Raw genomic sequence first — 17,647 nt, forward strand, 5'->3', positions numbered from 1 at the left:
CCACCCCCTGAGTGAGATTATTCATGCCTCGCGACAGCGACAAAGACAACGATTCCCGCGGCCGGCGTGATCGTGGCCCGGCCAAGGGCCGGTCCGGCAAGCCGCGCGGCCCCGAGAAGAAGTTCGCCAAGCGCGGCTCTGAGGGCAAGGGCGACAGCCGTCCGCCCCGCGGCGACCGCGACAGCCGTCCGTTCCGCCGCCGCGAGGAGGGCGATGCGCCGCGCCGCGATTTCAGCGACCGCCCGCGCTTCAAGCGCGACGACCGCGGTGGTGAGGAGCGCAGCTTCAAGCCGCGTGGCGACCGTCCGTTTTCGGATCGCGGCGCGCGTGACGGCGAGAAGCGGCCGTTCAAGCCGCGCGGCGATCGCCCGTCCTATGGCCGTGACGACCGTCCGCCGCGCAGCCGGGATCGCGACGATTCCCGCCCCGCCGGCCGGACCGGCGACAAGAAGTTCGGCGACAAGCGGCCCTACGCGCCGCGTGGCGATCGTCCGGAACGCAAGTTCGACGGCGAGCGGAAGTTTTCGCGTGGTGCGCCGGATCGCAGCGACCGGCCGCGCGATCGTGGCGAGCGCAGCGATTCAAAGCCGTGGCAGAAGCGCGATGCGGGTCCGCGCGGCGACCGGCCGCCGCGCAAGGATTTCAGCAAGGGCCCGCGCAAGGATTTCGGCGGCCGCGACCGCGGCGAGGACAAGCCCTGGCAGAAGCGCGAAGGCGGCGAGGATCGTCCCCGGTTCTCGCGTTCGCGCGACGATCGTCCCTCGGGCGATCGTCCGTTCCGCGAGCGGCCCAAATTCGATCGGCCCAAGTTTGATCGCCCGCGCGATGATCGTCCCAAGTTCGATCGTCCCCGTCGTGACGGCGATGGCGAGCGCGGCGACCGTCCGAAATTCAATCGCCCGCGCGAGCGCTCGGAAGGCCGCTCCGACTGGCACGAGCATCCGCGCAGCGAAGGCCGCTTCGGTGATCGTCCGCGCCGTGAAAACGAGGACGAGAGCAGGATCTTCGAGAAGCGCCCGGCCTTCGGTGGCCGCGGCGCCTATCGCGAGCGCGATCGGGATTTCGAGGGGCGGCCGCGCCGCGAAGACGCGCCGAAGCCGAAGAAGGTCGGCGAGCGCATCGCCAAGGCTCTGGCGCGCGCAGGGCTTGCCTCGCGCCGCGACGCCGAGGAGATGGTCACGCAGGGCCGGGTTACCGTCAACGGCCGCGTCATCAATTCGCCCGCGCTCGACGTGACGCCGAACGACGTCGTGGCTGTCGACGGCAAGCCGTTGCCGCCGCGCGAGCGCACGCGCCTGTTCCTCTATCACAAGCCGCGCGGCCTCATGACCACGCATGACGACCCCGAGGGCCGTCCGACCGTGTTCGACAATCTGCCCGAAGGTCTGCCGCGCCTGATCAGCGTCGGCCGGCTCGACTTCAACACCGAAGGCCTGTTGCTGCTCACCAATGACGGCGGCCTCGCGCGCACGCTCGAGCTGCCGGACACCGGCTGGCTGCGTCGCTACCGCGTCCGCGCCCATGGCGACGTCACCCAGGCACAGCTCGACGTGCTCAAGGGTGGCATCGAGGTCGAGGGCGTGAAGTACGGTCCGATCGATGCCACGCTGGAGCGCGACCAGGGCGCCAATGTCTGGCTGGTGTTCGCGATCCGCGAAGGCAAGAACCGCGAGGTGCGCAACGTCTGCGCCCATCTCGGGCTCGAGGTGAACCGGCTGATCCGCGTGTCCTACGGCCCGTTCCAGCTCGGCGAAGTCCCCGAAGGCCAGGTCGAGGAGATCAAGTCGCGTGTGCTGCGCGAACAGCTCGGCGACAAGGTGATCGAGAAGTCGGGCGCGCAGTTCGACGTGCCGCAGAAATCTTCTTCACCCGATGGCGAAGCGCCGCGCGAGAAGAAGCCTGCCAGCAAGCGGGACGTGATCAACGATCGCAAGGGCCGCCGCGTGCTGGTGCAGCGTACCGGCAGCGAGGAGGCGCGCGAGCGCAACGAGGCGGAGGCGAGCGGTTACGGCCCGCCGCGCCGTCCCAAGCGCGGCTATCACGGCAAGCGCGACCTGACGCCGCGGGAGGACTAGTTGCGCGTCGTCGGCGGTCGCTTGAAGGGGCGTAATCTCGCCTCACCGTCCTCGCGCGATATCCGCCCCACGGCGGACCGCCTGCGCGAGTCCGTGTTCAACATCCTCGTGCACGCGTATGACGATCCGATCGAGGACGCGCGCGTGCTCGATCTCTTCGCCGGCACCGGCGCGCTCGGCATCGAGGCGTCTTCGCGCGGCGCGAAGTTCGTGCTGTTCGTCGACAACGGTGCGGAGGCGCGGGCGTTGTTGCGCAACAATGTAGAATCGCTCGGCCTCGGCGGGGTGACAAAAGTCTATCGCCGCGATGCGACCGATCTCGGCCCGGCGCATCCCGTCGAGCCGTTCTCGCTGGTGTTCCTCGATCCGCCCTATGGCAGGGGACTTGCGGAGAAGGCGCTCGCGAGCTTGCGCGACGGCGGCTGGCTCACGCCGGGTGCGCTGCTCGTGGTCGAAGAGGCGAAGGCCGCGCAGTTCGTGACGCTTGATGGCTTCGAGGAATTGGAGCGGCGCGCCTATGACGACACGGAGTTCGTGTTTTTGAAGAGGCCGTAGCTTCGTGTTCAGTGCGTAGGGTGGGTTAGCCGAAGGCGTAACCCACCACTGTCTTTCTCAGCGGAAACAGAAAGGGGTGGGTTACGCTGCGCTAACCCACCCTACGCGTTCGAGGGCTACCGCCGCCCGAACAGCTTCTCCACATCCGACAGCTTCAGCTCGACATAGGTCGGCCGGCCGTGATTGCACTGGCCGGAGTTTGGCGTCTCCTCCATCTCGCGGAGCAGGGCGTTCATCTCCTCGGGCCTGAGCCTGCGGCCGGCGCGCACCGAGCCGTGGCAGGCCATGGTGGCGGCGACGTGCATCAGGCGGCGCTCCAGCGGCAACGCTTCGTCCCATTCGGCCATGTGCTCGGAGAGATCGCGCAACAGGCCGCCGGCATTGGTCTTGCCGAGCAGCGACGGCGTCTCGCGCACAGCGACCGCGCCGTGGCCGAAGGATTCGATCGCAAGCCCGAATGAGGTAAGCTCGTCGCTGCGCTCGAGCAGGCGCTCCACCGTGGCCTCGTCCATCTCGACGATCTCGGGGATCAAGAGGATCTGCCGCTGCACGCCGTTGGCGGCCAGCGAGGCCTTCAGCCGCTCATAAACGATGCGTTCATGCGCGGCATGCTGGTCGACGATGATGAGGCCGTCGCGGGTCTGCGAGACGATGTAGGTCTCGTGGATCTGCGTGCGCGCGGCGCCGAGTGGGCGATCGACGAGGTCGCTGACGGGCTGCGTCTCGAACCGCACGTCGGCACTGGGCGCGCCGACGTCGAACGCCGCCTGGGCGCGCTCGGAGAAGGCAGGCGCTGCCGCGCCATCGAATGACGGCATCGGCGCGACTGGGGCGGATGGCGAGGCCCGCCAGTCCCAGCTCGCCGGGCGCGGCGTGAAAGCGGGCCGGAACGAGGACAATGCGCTCTCGCCGCTGTTGGCGGCGGTGCGCCTGCCCTCGCGTGCGAGCCCTTCCTTCAATCCATGCACGATCAGCGCGCGCACGAGGCCTGCGTTGCGGAAGCGGACCTCGGTCTTGGCCGGATGCACGTTGGCGTCGACCTCGCGCGGATCCAGCGTGACGAACAGCGCCAGCACCGGATGACGGTCGCGCGGCAGATAGTCGGAATAGGCCGCGCGCACCGCCCCTAAGATCAGCTTGTCGCGCACCGGGCGGCCGTTGACGAAGAGATACTGCCCGAGCGCATTGGCTTTCGTCAGCGCCGGGGCTGCGGCATAGCCGGAAACGACGACGCCCTCGCGCTCGGCATGGACCTCGATGGCGTGGCTGCGAAACTCCGCGCCGAGGATGTCGCCGAGCCGTGTCAGCCGTCCGGCAGCGCCGGGCAGCGCCGCGGCCCAGGTCACCGGCGCGCGCTCTTCGCCCGCAAGCGTGAAGGCGACGTCCGGTCGCGCCATCGCGAGGCGCCGCACCACCTCGCGGATCGCCTCGGCCTCGGTGCGGTCGGTCTTGAGAAACTTCAGCCGCGCCGGCGTGGCGTAGAAGAGGTCGTTGACCTCGACGCGGGTGCCATGCGCGAGCGCCGCCGGCATGATCTCGGACTTCGCGCCGCCCTCGACGGTGAGCGCCCATGCATGCGGCTCGCCGGCATGGCGCGTGGTGATCGAGAGACGCGCGACCGAGCCGATCGAGGGCAGGGCCTCGCCGCGGAACCCGAGCGTGCGGATCTGGAGCAGGTCTTCGTCGTCGAGCTTGGAGGTGGCGTGGCGCTCGACCGCGAGCGCGAGATCCTTCGCCGTCATCCCGCTGCCGTCGTCGGTGATGCCGATCCGCCGCCGGCCGCCGCCATCGGTGAAGACGTCGATCCGGCTCGCACCGGCATCGATCGCATTCTCGACCAGTTCCTTGACCACGCTCGCGGGCCGTTCGACCACCTCGCCGGCGGCGATGCGGTTGACGACTTGCTCAGGCAATTGGCGGACGGGCATGGGCTCACTCGGCGAATATCCCAGTCTAATGCCTCGTGGGCACAAATGCATGGGGAAGGTCGAGCTTCCCACATGGCAAATGTGGCGCGTCTATCCTCGCTTACTTCTTATGCACGCGGGGAACGTGTTCCGCGCTGCCGCATATGCGGAGGACAATTCCGCGAAACCGCCTCGAAATCCCTAAACGATCACCACACGAAGCGGATTGCATCGCGATCGCGCCGTTCGAACTCTCTATGCGATGAACCGGTCCGGTGCAGGCGAACGGCGCAGGACGCAGCCGACCCGGTCATCGCAAAAAATCCAGGAGAAATGGATGAAGTTGGTGAAGACTTCTGCAATCGCATGCGCTCTTGCAGCCCTCATTGCGACGCCCGTTTTCGCGCAAGGCACGTCAGCTGGCACCAAGCCCGGCGGCACCGTGCAAAGCAAACCCATGCAGGGGGGCGCGTCAGCCAGCGAAGATGAGGATCTCGGCACGCAGCAGGGCGCTGCGGGTGAGAAGATGGGCATGAAGTCGACCAAGGGAACGAAGGGCGCGGTCGGCACTACGGGAAGCGCAGCGCACAAGGGGACGGTCGACGATTCCGCCTCGGGCAGTCCCGCCACCGGCAAGCGTTACTGACGCCGGAACGTGAACCTGCAAACCTCCGGTCGCTTGGCGGCCGGAGGTGTTTGTCCATTCAATCGTCGAAACTCCGGCCGCGTCCGGCCTTGACGTCGCTGCGACGCTTCTTGCCCTCGAGCCGGCGCTGCTTGGAGCCGAAGGTCGGCCGTGTCGCGCGCCGTGGCTTCGGCCGTATCATCGCCTCGCTCAGGATCTCGACGAGCCGGTCGATGGCGTCCTGGCGGTTGCGTTCCTGGGTGCGGAAGCGCTGCGCGTGGATCACGATCACGCCGTCCTTGGTCATGCGCTGGCCGGCGATGCGGGCGAGCCGGATCGTGGCATCCTCCGGCAGGGTCAGCTTGCGCGTGTCGAAGCGCAGCTGGGCCGAGGTTGCGACCTTGTTGACGTTCTGCCCGCCGGGGCCGGAGGCGCGGACGAAGCCGATCTCGATGTCGTCCTCGTCGATGACGAGATCGCGGGATATCCGCAGCATGATGGCACCATTCGTGATGTCCGGACATATCCCGGACGTCCACGTTCGGCAATGGCGCTCATGCGAAACGCAAATGGCCGGGGCGAGCCCGGCCATTTGACACAGAGGATGGAAGACCTCAGTTCGACTTGGGCGCCGCTGCCGCCGGCTGCGCCGCAGCCTGCGGGGCGCGGCCGACGACGACGGTCAGCAGGCCCTGGCCCCAGAGGCGCTTGGCGGCTGCCTTGGCGTCGTCCAGCGTGACAGCGTCGACGATGGCGTTGCGCTTCTCGATATAGTCGATCGGAAGCTTGTCCTGCTGATATTGCAGCAGCGCCTGGGCGAGCTTCGAGGACGTATCCAGCGCCAGCATCTGCGAGCCCTTGAGGTAGGACTTGGCCTCGTCGAGCTCCTTCTGCGTCGGGCCCTCCTCGGCGATCCGGCGCACCTCCTTCTCGATGGCGTCGATGGTGTCGTTGGCGCGGTCGGCGCGGGTGCCGGTATTGCCGATGAAGACCGCCGAATGCTCCATCCAGAGCAGGGATTCGAACACCGAATAGGCCAGCCCGCGCTTCTCGCGAACCTCGCGATAGAGCCGGGAGGACAGTCCGCCGCCGCCGAGGATGTGGTTGACGACATAGGCCGCCATGAAGTTCGGGTCGCTGCGCTTCACGCCGGGGCCGCCGAAGGTGATGACGGTCTGCGGCACGTCGAGCGGCACGAAGGCGCGCTGCGGCGGCTTGGCCGCCTCGATGTCGGGGACCGGCACGAGATTGGCCTTGGCGGGCAGGCTGCCGAAGGTGTGGTCGAGCAGCTTGCCGAGGGTCGCGGGATCGACGTCGCCGACGACTGCGACCTTCAAAGTGTCCTTGGCGAGCACGCGGCCGACATAGTCCTTCATGTCGGCGGCGGTGACGGTCGGCACGCTTTCCAGCGTGCCGTTGGTCTGCCGGCCATAGGGATGATCGCCGAAGGCGACCTCCAGGAATTGGCGGCTCGCCAGCGACGACGGATTGGTGGTCTCGCGGCGCAGGCCCGAGATCACCTGCGAGCGGATGCGCTCGACGTCGGCGGTGTCGAAATGCGGCGAGGTCAGTGCCATCCGCAACAGGTCGAAGGCTTCGTCCTTGTTGTCGCGCAACATGCGCAGGCTGCCGCGGAAGGTGTCGCGGGTGGCGCTGAAGGAGAGCTCGATGGCGCGGCGGTCGAGCCGCTCGTGGAAGGTCTTGGAGTCGAGATCGCCGGAGCCTTCGTCGAGGAGGTCGCCGACGAGATTGGCGACGCCCGACTTGTCCTTGGGATCCTGGGCCGAGCCGCCGGCAAAGGAATATTCCATGGCGATCAGCGGCACGGTGGCGTCCTGCACGAACCATGCCTCGATGCCGCCCGGCGAGATCAGGCGCTGGATCTTTGCTGCGGCCTGCGACGGCGAGACCGCGGCGAGCGCGAGCGCCGCGCCGGTGACGAAGGACAGCGCGAAGTGCCTTGTGCGTGGGAAGTGTTTTGCGCGAAGGAAGGGATAGGTCACGAACGCTTCTCCTCGCGCTTGGTGGTCGCAGTGTCCTTGACCAGATAGCCCGTCACCGAACGCTTCTTCTCGAGCCATTTTTGCGCAACAGCGCGAACCTGTTCGGCGGTCACCGCGCGAATGCGGTCGGGCCAGCTCCTGATGTCCTCGATCGACAGGCCGGTGGTCAGCGCGCCGCCATACCAGCGCGCCAGCACCGCCTGGTTGTCCTGGGCGTAGATCGCTTCCGCGATGAGCTGGGTCTTGACCCGCTCGAGATCCTCGGCGCGGATCGGGTTCTGCGCGATGTCGGCGATGACGCCGTCGACCGCCTGCTCGACCTCGGCGAAGCCGACGCCGGGTTTCGGCGCGGCCGAGATCGCGAACTGCGTCGGGTCGAGCGAGATGCTGGAATAGCTGGCGTTGGCGGAGACCGCGAGCGGCTTGTCGACGACGAGGGCGCGGTAGAGATAGGAATTGCTGCCGCTGCCCATCAGCTGCGCGAGCACGTCCAGGGCCGCGCTTTCGCCGGCCGCAGCCGTGGTCGCCGAGGGAACGAGATAATAGCGCCGCAGGCTCGGCTGCTCGACGCGCGGGTCGGCCAGCGTGACGGTGCGCGGTGCCGCCGGCTCCGGCTCCTGCGGACGGATGCGGCGTGCCGGGATCGCGGGCTGGGCCGGGATGGAGCCGAAATTGCGCTCGACCAGCGGACGGATGTCGGCGGCTTCGACGTCGCCGGCGATCACCAGGATCGCGTTGTTCGGCGCGTAGAAGCGGCGGTAGAAGGCCAGCGCATCCTCGCGATCGAGCTTCTCGATCTCCTGATGCCAGCCGATCACCGGCCGGCCATAGGGATGGTTGAGATAGAGCGCGGCCATGATCTGCTCGTTGAGCCGCGCGTCCGGATTGTTGGCAACGCGCATGTTGTACTCTTCGAGCACGACGTCTCGCTCGGGCAGCACGTTCTCGTCCTTGAGGATCAGGCCGGTCATGCGATCGGCCTCGAACTCCATCATGGTCGGCAGCTGCTCGCGCGGCACGCGCTGGTAATAGTTGGTGTAGTCGACCGAGGTCGAGGCGTTCTCGTTGCCGCCGACACGAAGCACGGTCTGGGAGAATTCGCCGACCGGATGCTTCGAGGTGCCCTTGAACATCAGGTGCTCGAGGAAGTGCGCGAGCCCGGATTTGCCCGGCGTCTCGTCGGCCGAGCCGACCTTGTACCAGATCATCTCCGTGACCACCGGCGTGCGGTGATCCGGGATCACCACGACCTGCATGCCATTGCTGAGCGTGAAGCTGGCGGGCGGGGCCGATGTCACCGTGGTCTGGGCGAGGGCCGCGCTGGCTGAGAGGACACTCGTCGAAAGCAGCGCGGCAAGGAGGCAGGCAGCCGATCGGTAAGAGGACATCATGATCCCTAGTGAAAGGCCGAGGTCCGGATGTCCGGCTCGGCGGCACGGCATGCTACACCGTGCGGCTGAGGCTTCGCGTCACGAAGCAGAGAACGCCGTCATCGTGAAGTTAAAGATAAGTCATGTGCTTCGTCCGGCCTACACCGGTCGATTGCGGCAGTTTCGTATGGGGACGCCTCTCGGCAAGAGCGCTATTTCTCTTTTTCCTTGCCACTGAGCACGTCGAAATATGTCCTTTTGGACTTATCCGGTCCCCCGGCGCCATAGGCGTAGTTGGGCGAGGGCGTCTGGTATCCGGGCGGTGGTTCGGTCAGGGATGCCCGCGGCGGCTCAGATGTGAATTGCTTGGATTCTTCGCTGTCACTCTTGAAGATGCCGAGCAGACCGCCCTTATAGCCGAGCTGGCTGGGGCTCATGGTTGGATTGTTTCCGCCCGGCTGGACAGAGTCGTTGCTCGACGTGCGGCTGCTGCCGTTGGTCTTGGCGGCGTTCAACTCGGCCGGAGTGAGTGGTCGGGCCGCTTCCCAGGGGTTCAGGAACTTGGTGCCCGATTTCTTCCTGGCGGCGGCAGCCTCCTTGCGGCGCTTCTCGTCCGGGTCTTTTGGCCAGTTCGGAGGAGCCGCCTCGGCGGCCGATGCCGGGGGCGGCAGGTCGAGCTTCGGCGGCACCACCAGCGGCGAACGTTCGCGGTATTCAATGCCGGGCGTTTCCATGCTCTTGGCGCCGAGACCCGACATCAAATTATCGATGATCTTTTCCTCGAAGGTCCGATCGTCTTCGTCATCGTCGCCGGCGCGGGCCGCGCCTGCTGCCATGACGACACCGATGCCGAGCGCGACAGCGGATAATTTCAACGCCCGCCAGAACTCCCACCGGGGGTCTCGAACCATCGAACCGCTGGTCTTCGAGCTGCGCATCAGTGTACCTGTTCCATATTGTGGCAGATTGCCGCTCGCACGCGGCTCAAACTCTCGCAAAAAGCGGGTTCCACCTGCCGGTCGTATCGGCCGGGATCAGGGCGCTTTTGCGGCGGGTACCCCCAGGAAGGAATCATACAATAGCGCCGCCACCCCAGCAACGATGGCCACGTCGGCGAGGTTAAACACATACCAATTATAGGTATTTCCGCCGATCTCGATGTGGAATAGGGCGAAATCCACCACCGCGCCATAGGCCAGGCGGTCGATGCCATTGCCGATGGCGCCTCCGATGATCAGGCCGAGCGCGATGGTCGCAAGCAGGGTGTGCGAGCGGGCCATCCAGATCGCCAGCGCGACCACTGCGATACCTTTGACGGCCATCAGCGCGAGCTGCGCCGCCTGGCTGTCGTTCTGGAGCCAGCCGAAGCTGATGCCGATGTTCCAGGCCAGCACCAGGTCGAAGAACGGCGTCACCTTCACCGCGCCGCGACGGGCGAGGTCGAACACGTTCAGCAGCCAGAGCTTGGAGGCCTGGTCGAGGATGACCGTGGCGATGGCCGAGACGATGCCGGCGCGGAGCGGGGTCATCGTGAGTGACCCAACGCCGCCGCGGCACACTCCGCCGTCGTCCTGGCGAATGCCAGGACCCATAACCCCAGGCGGTCGTTGATTGAAAGACTCGTGGTCATCAGCCTTCGCTGCAATTGGCGACGGTGGTAATGGGTCCTGGCTTTCGCCAGGACGACGCTAGATCAAACGCCAACCCCCAGCGCCTTCCATTCGCGCAGCGCCTTGGCATCGCGCGGGGTGACGTCGGGGTATTCGGGGTCTTCGCCGACCGTCGGCGAGATCTTCCAGGAGCGGGCGCATTTGGTGCCGACCGCCTTCTCCACCACGACGGCAACGCCGGGCACGGCATCGAGACGGAACGCGGAAGCCGGCGCCTCGCCCTCGCGCACCTCGTAGTTCGAGGTGATGCAGACTTCGGCGAGGTCGGTGTCGAACAGCGTCGCCAGCATGTCGCGGGCGGCGACATAGATGACCGGCGAGGCCTCCAGCGACGAGCCGATGTTCTTGGCGGCGCGTTCGAGTTCGAGCGCGCCGGTGACGACACGGCGGACGTTGCGGATCGCCTCCCATTTCGCGGCGAGCTTGTCGTCGCGGAGCTTTTCGAGATCCCCCGGAAATAGCGTGAGGTGCACTGAAGGCTCCGCATCCGGCCGGTACATGCGCCAGGCTTCCTCCGCAGTGAAGCTGAGGATCGGCGCCAGCCACTTCAGGATCGAAGAGCACAACAGGTCGATCGTGGTCAGCGCCGCCTTGCGCGTCGGCGAGGACGGCGGATCGCAATAAAGCGTGTCCTTGCGGATGTCGAAGTAGAACGCCGAGAGCTCGCTGTTCAGGAATGCGGACAGCGTCGCCACCACGTTCTTGAAGTCGAACGTCTCGTACGCCTTGCCGACCAGCTCGGCGCGCATCGCGAGCTCGTGCAGCATCAGTCGCTCGAGCTCGGGCATCTCGGCCGGCGGAACCGCGTCAGCCGGCTTGTAATGATGTAGCGTGCCGAGCATCCAGCGGATGGTGTTGCGCAGCTTGCGGTAGGTCTCGACCGTGTTCTTCAGGATCTCGGGGCCGATGCGCTGGTCGTCGGTGTAGTCGCAGGCGGCAACCCAGAGCCGCAAGATGTCGGCGCCGGATTCCTTGATGACGGCCTGCGGCTCGATGGTGTTGCCGAGTGACTTCGACATCTTGCGGCCGTCCTCGGCCTGGGTGAAGCCGTGGGTCAGCACGATGTCGTAGGGCGCGCGGCCCCGCGTGCCGCAGCTTTCCAGCAGCGAGGAGTGGAACCAGCCGCGATGCTGGTCCGAGCCTTCAAGATACATCACGGTGTCGGTGCCGCCGTCGATCTTGCGCTTGATGCCTGACAGCCCCGGGAAGTGCACGGGATCTTCTAGCACGAAGGCGTGCGTCGAGCCGGAATCGAACCAGACGTCGAGGATGTCGTCGACTTTCTGCCAGCCCTCGTTCGCATGCGCGCCCAGGAAGCGCTCGCGCGCGCCTTTCGCGTACCAGGCGTCGGCGCCTTCCTTTTCGAAGGCGTCGCCGATGCGGGTATTGACGGCCTCGTCCTGGAGGATCTCGGCGGAGCCGTCAGCCTTCTCGCGCACGAACACGGCGATCGGCACGCCCCAGGCCCGCTGGCGCGAGATCACCCAGTCGGGGCGCGCCTCGATCATGCCGTTGATGCGGTTTTCACCGGACGGCGGCACCCATTGCGTCACCGAGATCGCGTGCAGCGCGCGGGCGCGCAGCGTGTCGCCGGACTTGGTCTTGCCGCCTGCCGCGATATCCTTGTCCATCGCGATGAACCATTGCGGCGTGTTGCGGAAGATCACCGGCTTCTTGGAGCGCCAGGAATGCGGATATTGATGCTTGAGCCGGCCGCGCGCGAGCAGCATGCCCTTTTCGACCAGGGCCTTGATCACGGCCTCGTTGGCATCGCCCTTCTCGCCCTTGTCGTTGATGACGCGCTTGCCGACGAAGCCAGGGGCATGGTCGGTGTAGGCGCCGTTCTCGTCGACCGTGTAGGGGATCGCCGTGTTGATGCCGCGCGCATCGAGATCGCGCCCATGTGCCATCCAGGCGTCGAAGTCCTCGCGGCCATGGCCGGGGGCGGTGTGGACGAAGCCGGTGCCGGTGTCGTCGGTGACGTGGTCGCCGGGCAGGAGTGGCACGACGAATTCATAGCCGCCGGCAAGACCCTTCAGGGGATGGGCGCATTCGATTGCGTCCATGGTGTCGGCGGGGACGTCGCGCAGCTTTTCGAAGGCGGTGACACGCGCCTGCTTGAACACCTCGTCGGCGAGCGCGTCGGCAAGGATCAGGAGGTCGCCGTTCCTGGCCCAGTTGTCCGCCGGTGCGTCCGTCACCTTGTAGAGGCCATAGGCGATCTTCGGCGAGAACGAGATGGCCCGGTTGCCCGGCAGGGTCCAGGGCGTGGTGGTCCAGATCACGACGCTTGCGGAGGCGAGCGCGCCGTGCGCGGGCGAGGTCACCGGGAATTTCACCCAGACCATGTCGGAGGTGTAGTCCTCGTACTCGACCTCGGCTTCGGCCAGCGCGGTCTTCTCGACCACGCTCCACATCACCGGCTTGGAGCCGCGGTAGAGCGTGCCGTTGGCGGCGAACTTCATCAGTTCGCGCGCGATCTGGGCTTCCGCCGGGAAGCTCATGGTGGCGTAGGGGTGGTCCCAGTCGCCGATCACGCCGAGACGCTTGAACTCCTCGCGCTGCACGCCGAGCCAATGGGTGGCATAGGCGCGGCACTCTTTCCGGAAATCGATCATCGCGGCAGAGTCGCGGAAGTCGGGCTTCTGCTTGCCCTTCTTGCGATAGTGCTCCTCCTCGACCTTCCACTCGATCGGCAGGCCGTGGCAGTCCCAGCCTGGCACGTAGTTGGAATCGAAGCCGAGCATCTGCTGGCTCTTGGTGACGAGATCCTTGAGGATCTTGTTCAGCGACGTGCCGATGTGGATGTTGCCGTTGGCGTAGGGCGGGCCGTCATGCAGCACGAACTTGTCGCGGCCCTTGGCGCCCGCGCGCAGCTTCTCGTAGAGGCCGATCTCGTACCAGCGCTTGAGGATCTCCGGCTCGCGCTGCGGCAGGCCGGCGCGCATCGGGAAGTCCGTCTGCGGCAGGAACAGGGTTTTCGAATAGTCTTTGACTTCGGACTTTTGGGACTTTTGCGGCTTTTCGGACATGAGGCTGACTGGCTCGGAAGGGCGCGGGAAAACGGATGGCGATGCGGAATCGCGGGGTGAAACGACGAAATCCCGGTCTTGCGCCGAGCCAAAGGCTCAGGCGGAAGCCGGGCCGCTAATCCCTATGATGCGCCGCGCAAACATGGGCTCTCCATAGCAGGGGGCTAAGGGAAGCGCAAAGGTCCGGCTTGGCCGGTTTTCGGCCTCAATCGATGACGCCAAGCCGCGGAAATGCGTCCGGGGCGGCGGCCAGCATGGCGCGGGCGCGGGCGGAATCGTCGTCCATCTGGCGGATCAGGGTCTCGATGCCGTCGAATTTCAGCTCCTCGCGGATGAAGCCGACGAAGGCGCAGTCGAGCACCTGCCCGTAGAGGTCGCCCTTGAAGTCGAACAGGAAGATTTCCAGGAGAGGGGCGCCATTGTCGAAGGTCGGGCGGCGGCCGAAGCTGGCCACCCCGTCCAGGCGCTCGGTGCCGCGGCCGACCCGCACCGCGTAGATGCCGTGCTTGAGGCCGCAATTGGCGTCGAGGCGGATGTTGGCGGTGGGGTAGCCGAGGTCGCGGCCGCGCTTCTCGCCATGGATCACCTCGCCGGTGATGAACCAGGGGGCGCCGAGCATGGTGGTGGCTTCGTCAAGCTGGCCTTCGGCGAGCGCAATACGGATGGCGCTGGAGGAGACCGGCCGTTCATCGAAATCGACATGCGGCTGCACGTCGACCTCGATGCCGAGCCGGGGCGCCTCGTTGACCAGCAGGCTCGGCGAGCCGACCCGTCCCTTGCCGAAATGGAAGTCATAGCCGACCGCGATTGCGCTGACGCCGAGACGCCCGATCAGGTCATGGTGAATGAAATCTTGCGCGCTGGTGCCGGCTCTTGCCTTGTCGAAGGTCATGACCACGGCGCCGGAGAGCCCGGTCCCGGCCAGAAGCCGCAGCTTGGCCCGCTCGTCCGTCAGGCGGAATTGCGGGGTGTTGGGGCTGAAAAATCGCCGTGGGTGCGGCTCGAAGGTCAACGCCAGCGCAGGGCGGCCATGCGCCCGGCCCATCTCCAGGGCCGCTGCGATCACTGCGCGATGGCCGAGATGGACCCCGTCGAAATTGCCCATGGCGACCACGGCACCCCGGGGAATAGCGGAATCCGGCGTGGTGTCGCGGATAACGGTAAAATGCGGGGCCATCAGGGGAATTCTCGAGCCGGGCGGGACCGGCCGGGACCGTGGCTTGACCCGCCCGGCGAAGTCAAGCGGGGGAGGCGGCGGCATTGAACACGATTTCAATTCTTCGGGGGCCGCCCCAGTTAACGGGCTGTTTAACGCCTTGATGCTAGTCCTTGAAGCAGTGGAACTGCACGGGCCTCCGGCCTGGCAGCTTCAATCGTAATATTCCTGGGTTTGCGTTGGGGGAGTCGAGATGGCGGTTGATTTGTCGATGCCGGTTCTGGTGGTGGATGACTACAGCACCATGATCCGTATCATCAGGAATCTGCTGAAGCAGCTTGGCTTCGAGAACATCGACGATGCCAGCGACGGTTCGGCGGCGCTGAACAAGATGCGCGGCAAGAAGTACGGCCTCGTGATCTCCGACTGGAACATGGAGCCGATGACGGGCTACGACCTCCTGCGCGAAGTGCGCGCGGATCCGAACCTCGCCACCACGCCTTTCATCATGATCACGGCGGAATCGAAGACCGAGAACGTGATCGCGGCCAAGAAGGCCGGCGTGAACAACTACATCGTCAAGCCGTTCAACGCGGCGACGCTGAAGACCAAGATCGAGGCGGTCTTCCCGGACATGGCGAGCGCGTAAGGCGCGCGCTAAAGCTTTCAGCTGAATTCGAAGGCCCGGGCTTTTGTCCCGGGCTTTCTGCGTTGGGAGTGTCATTCCGGGGCGCCCGAAGGGCGAACTATGGTGCGCAATTGCGCACCTGAGAATCTCGAGATTCCGGGTTCGATGCTCCGCATCGCCCCGGAATGACGATCAGATCACTACCACTTCAATTCGCGCATCAGCGCCTTCGGCGGGTGGCCGAACAATTCCATCACGGACGCCGGGTCGAGCTGGTCGAGACCTTCGAACTCCTCGGCATGGATGCCGCGGGTGACGAACAGGCAGTCGATGCCGAATTCGCGCGCGCCGGTGAGGTCGGTGCGGACGGAATCGCCGATCGCCAGCACGCGTCTGCGGTCGATCTGATGGCCCTGGCGTTCGCCGGCGAGCGCCATCGCGCGCTCGTAGATCGGCCGGTGCGGCTTGCCGTAGAAGATCACCTCGCCGCCGAGCTCGCGATAGAGCTCGGCGATCGCGCCGGCGCAATAGATCAGCCGGTCGCCGCGTTCCACCACGATGTCCGGGTTGGCGCAGACCAGCGTCAGCTTGCGCTCGCGCGCCTTCAGCATCATGCCGCGATAGTCTTCCGCCGTCTCGGTCTCGTCGTCATAGAGGCCGGTGCAGACGATGTAGTCGGCCTGTTCCAGCGGCGCGGTCACCGCATCTAAGCCCCGATAGATCGAGTTGTCGCGCTCGGGGCCCAGCCAGAACATCTTGCGGCCGGGATGTTCGGCGACATAGAGCCGGGTCAGGTCGCCCGACGAGACGATCGCGTCATAGGTCTCGTCGGCGACGCCGAGCTTGCGCAATTGCCGCTGCACGGAGTCGGCGGGGCGTGGGGCATTGGTGATCAGGATCACCGTACCGCCGCGGCTGCGATAGGTGTGCAGCGCCTCGCAGGCTTCGGGGAAAGATTCGAGGCCATTGTGGACCACGCCCCAGATGTCGCTGAGCACGACGTCCACATCGCCCACGAGCTCGCGCAGGCTTTCGGCGAAATGCAGCGTAGTCATGATGCGCGCGACCGATCAGATCCGGCGCGCGAGCGCCGCGTTGCCGGTGATGCGTTGTGCCGGAGGCGCGGCTGACGTCGCGCCTTGGCCGAGTGGAGCGAAGCCATTGGATCCCTGAATATCCTGCGCCTGGTTCGGCGAGGCCCCGCCGGTAGCAGATGCCCCCTCCGGCCGCAATGGCCGGGGCGGCGCGAACAGGAACCCCTGGCCGAACCGAACGTCATAGTCGAGCAAATCGACCACGGCGCGCTCGCCTTCGATCCGCTCGGCGATCAGGTCGATGCCGAAACGGCCGAGCAGGTCTGAGAGGTCGGACGGGTGGATGTCGGAGGTCGAGGCCTGCCTCGGGTCGAGCAACAGCGTGGCCGGAACCTTGATGAAGCGCACGCCGCGGTCGGCGAGTTCGCGCGGCTCGATGCGCAGATCCGTGACATGGTCGATCGAGAAGCGGAAGCCGCGCTGGGCGAGCGCGGCGAGGTTCTCGGACTCGGCCGGGCCGAGATTGCGGAAGGTCGACTGCTTGAACTCCAGCACCAGCGACGGCGCCAGCGCCCGGTTGGCTTCGAGGAAGTCGAGGCATTGCGCGAAGGTGGTCGAATTGCCGAGCGTGGAGGCCGCGACGTTGCAGAACACGCCGACGTCCTTGTTGCGGACCATGAGGCGGCGCAGCACCTGCACACAGCGCAGCATCACCATGTTGTCGATGCGCCCGATCAGGCCCGAGGCCTCCGCGATGCTGATGAATTCCTCGGCGGCGATCAACTGGTCGCGCTCGTCGCGGACGCGAGTCACCGCCTCGTAGAACCGCACCTTGCGCTGCGGCAGCGTCACCATCGGCTGGAGGAAGATGTCAATGCGGTTCTCGTCGATCGCGTTGCGGAGCGTAGCGAGCAATTGGGTCTGGTTGCGTCCGTTGGCGGTCTGAACCGGATGGGCGGTTTGGGCCTGAACTGCCGGTGCCGGCCGCGGCTGCGCTGCGGGAGGCGGGGGAGCCGCGGGAAGCAGTGGCGGCGCCACCGGCCGCTCCCCGAGCGGCGCGATCAGGTCGATCGGCGCTTCCAGGTCCGGCCTCGCGGCCGGAGCCGCCGCAGCTGCAGGCGCGGCGCCAGCCAGCAGGTCCTCATGGGTGGACACGGTGGAAGCGAGCTGCCTGACCAGCCCGCCGAGCTCGTTGATCTCGCCGACCACCGACTGGATGCGGTCGGAATTGGTCGAATTGGACGAGGCGATGCGCCCTTCCATCGCAGCTAACCGGCGGCCGAATTCGGCCACCTGGCGGGCGAGGTCGGCGGTGCCGCGCGAGAGGTCGGCGATCTGGCCGCCGACGTCGCTACGGTCGCGCAGCCGCATCGACACCGCGTTGTAGAGGATCAGGAAGGTCAGCGCGGTCAGCGCCACGATCGCGGATTCGGTTCCGCTGATGCCGGCGACCGCGTAGAGCACAAGCCCGAGCGAGGCCGCGACCAGAACCATGCAGATGGCGATGAAGATCGTCGAAATGCGAATCATGCCGCGCGTTACGCCTCAAGAGCTGACTGCCTCACCCGGGAAAACACGGGTTACTGTGCGAA

The 17,647-nt window shown here is 66.3% G+C and carries 14 protein-coding genes; 4 read left to right on the forward strand and 10 right to left on the reverse strand.

Annotation, left to right across the window (positions count from 1 at the left end; translation table 11 throughout):
• The first annotated feature begins 23 nt into the window (after window positions 1-23).
• Window positions 24-2,075 (forward strand): pseudouridine synthase, encoded by a 2,052-nt coding sequence (locus E4K65_RS25675; protein WP_167771135.1) that lies wholly within the window; start codon window positions 24-26, stop codon window positions 2,073-2,075.
• Window positions 2,076-2,630 carry a 16S rRNA (guanine(966)-N(2))-methyltransferase RsmD gene (gene rsmD, locus E4K65_RS25680; RefSeq protein WP_135176505.1) on the forward strand — a complete coding sequence of 185 codons (555 nt, stop codon included), beginning with the start codon at window positions 2,076-2,078 and terminating at the stop codon, window positions 2,628-2,630. It begins immediately after the preceding gene.
• Window positions 2,631-2,746: 116 nt separating this feature from the next.
• On the opposite strand, the gene mutL is transcribed toward rsmD, so the two are convergent.
• A complete protein-coding gene (mutL, locus tag E4K65_RS25685; protein WP_135176506.1) occupies window positions 2,747-4,558 on the reverse strand; it encodes a DNA mismatch repair endonuclease MutL in 1,812 nt (603 codons plus the stop codon).
• Window positions 4,559-4,874: 316 nt separating this feature from the next.
• On the opposite strand from mutL, the gene E4K65_RS25690 reads away from it, so the two are divergent.
• Entirely contained in the window at window positions 4,875-5,183 is a 309-nt protein-coding gene (locus tag E4K65_RS25690) for a hypothetical protein (RefSeq protein WP_167771136.1), read from the forward strand.
• A gap of 58 nt (window positions 5,184-5,241) precedes the next feature.
• Here the strand turns inward: E4K65_RS25690 and arfB are convergent, their stop codons facing one another.
• From arfB to E4K65_RS25725, 7 genes are all read right to left on the reverse strand, one after another.
• Window positions 5,242-5,658, reverse strand: coding sequence for an alternative ribosome rescue aminoacyl-tRNA hydrolase ArfB (gene arfB, locus E4K65_RS25695; RefSeq protein ID WP_011090218.1), 417 nt, complete (start codon window positions 5,656-5,658; stop codon window positions 5,242-5,244).
• Window positions 5,659-5,776: 118 nt separating this feature from the next.
• Window positions 5,777-7,165, reverse strand: a complete 1,389-nt coding sequence (locus E4K65_RS25700) for a M16 family metallopeptidase (protein WP_430649040.1) — start codon at window positions 7,163-7,165, stop codon at window positions 5,777-5,779.
• Window positions 7,162-8,556: a M16 family metallopeptidase gene (locus tag E4K65_RS25705; RefSeq protein WP_371090214.1), complete on the reverse strand. Its 1,395-nt coding sequence runs from the start codon at window positions 8,554-8,556 to the stop codon at window positions 7,162-7,164. Before E4K65_RS25705 ends, E4K65_RS25700 begins: the two co-directional genes overlap by 4 nt.
• Before the next feature lie 191 nt (window positions 8,557-8,747).
• Complete coding sequence (locus E4K65_RS25710) at window positions 8,748-9,473, reverse strand: hypothetical protein (RefSeq protein WP_135176509.1); 726 nt, start codon at window positions 9,471-9,473, stop codon at window positions 8,748-8,750.
• A gap of 96 nt (window positions 9,474-9,569) precedes the next feature.
• Window positions 9,570-10,064: a signal peptidase II gene (lspA, locus tag E4K65_RS25715; RefSeq protein ID WP_167771137.1), complete on the reverse strand. Its 495-nt coding sequence runs from the start codon at window positions 10,062-10,064 to the stop codon at window positions 9,570-9,572.
• Between the two features lie 164 nt (window positions 10,065-10,228).
• Window positions 10,229-13,237 (reverse strand): isoleucine--tRNA ligase, encoded by a 3,009-nt coding sequence (gene ileS, locus E4K65_RS25720; protein ID WP_135176511.1) that lies wholly within the window; start codon window positions 13,235-13,237, stop codon window positions 10,229-10,231.
• A 205-nt stretch (window positions 13,238-13,442) separates the two neighbouring features.
• The gene (locus E4K65_RS25725; protein WP_167771138.1) at window positions 13,443-14,414 is read right to left on the reverse strand and encodes a bifunctional riboflavin kinase/FAD synthetase; all 972 of its coding nucleotides are present in this window, start codon (window positions 14,412-14,414) and stop codon (window positions 13,443-13,445) included.
• A 232-nt stretch (window positions 14,415-14,646) separates the two neighbouring features.
• Between E4K65_RS25725 and E4K65_RS25730 the strand changes: the two genes are divergently transcribed.
• The gene (locus tag E4K65_RS25730) at window positions 14,647-15,042 is read left to right on the forward strand and encodes a response regulator (RefSeq protein ID WP_008567674.1); all 396 of its coding nucleotides are present in this window, start codon (window positions 14,647-14,649) and stop codon (window positions 15,040-15,042) included.
• A 179-nt stretch (window positions 15,043-15,221) separates the two neighbouring features.
• Here E4K65_RS25730 and E4K65_RS25735 read toward each other — a convergent pair whose 3' ends face one another.
• The gene (locus E4K65_RS25735; RefSeq protein ID WP_027546011.1) at window positions 15,222-16,076 is read right to left on the reverse strand and encodes a TIGR01459 family HAD-type hydrolase; all 855 of its coding nucleotides are present in this window, start codon (window positions 16,074-16,076) and stop codon (window positions 15,222-15,224) included.
• A 15-nt stretch (window positions 16,077-16,091) separates the two neighbouring features.
• Entirely contained in the window at window positions 16,092-17,585 is a 1,494-nt protein-coding gene (locus tag E4K65_RS25740) for an EAL domain-containing protein (RefSeq protein WP_135176513.1), read from the reverse strand.
• Between the last annotated feature and the right edge of the window lie 62 nt (window positions 17,586-17,647).

Origin of the sequence: Bradyrhizobium niftali, assembly GCF_004571025.1 — a bacterium.
Lineage (GTDB): Bacteria > Pseudomonadota > Alphaproteobacteria > Rhizobiales > Xanthobacteraceae > Bradyrhizobium > Bradyrhizobium niftali.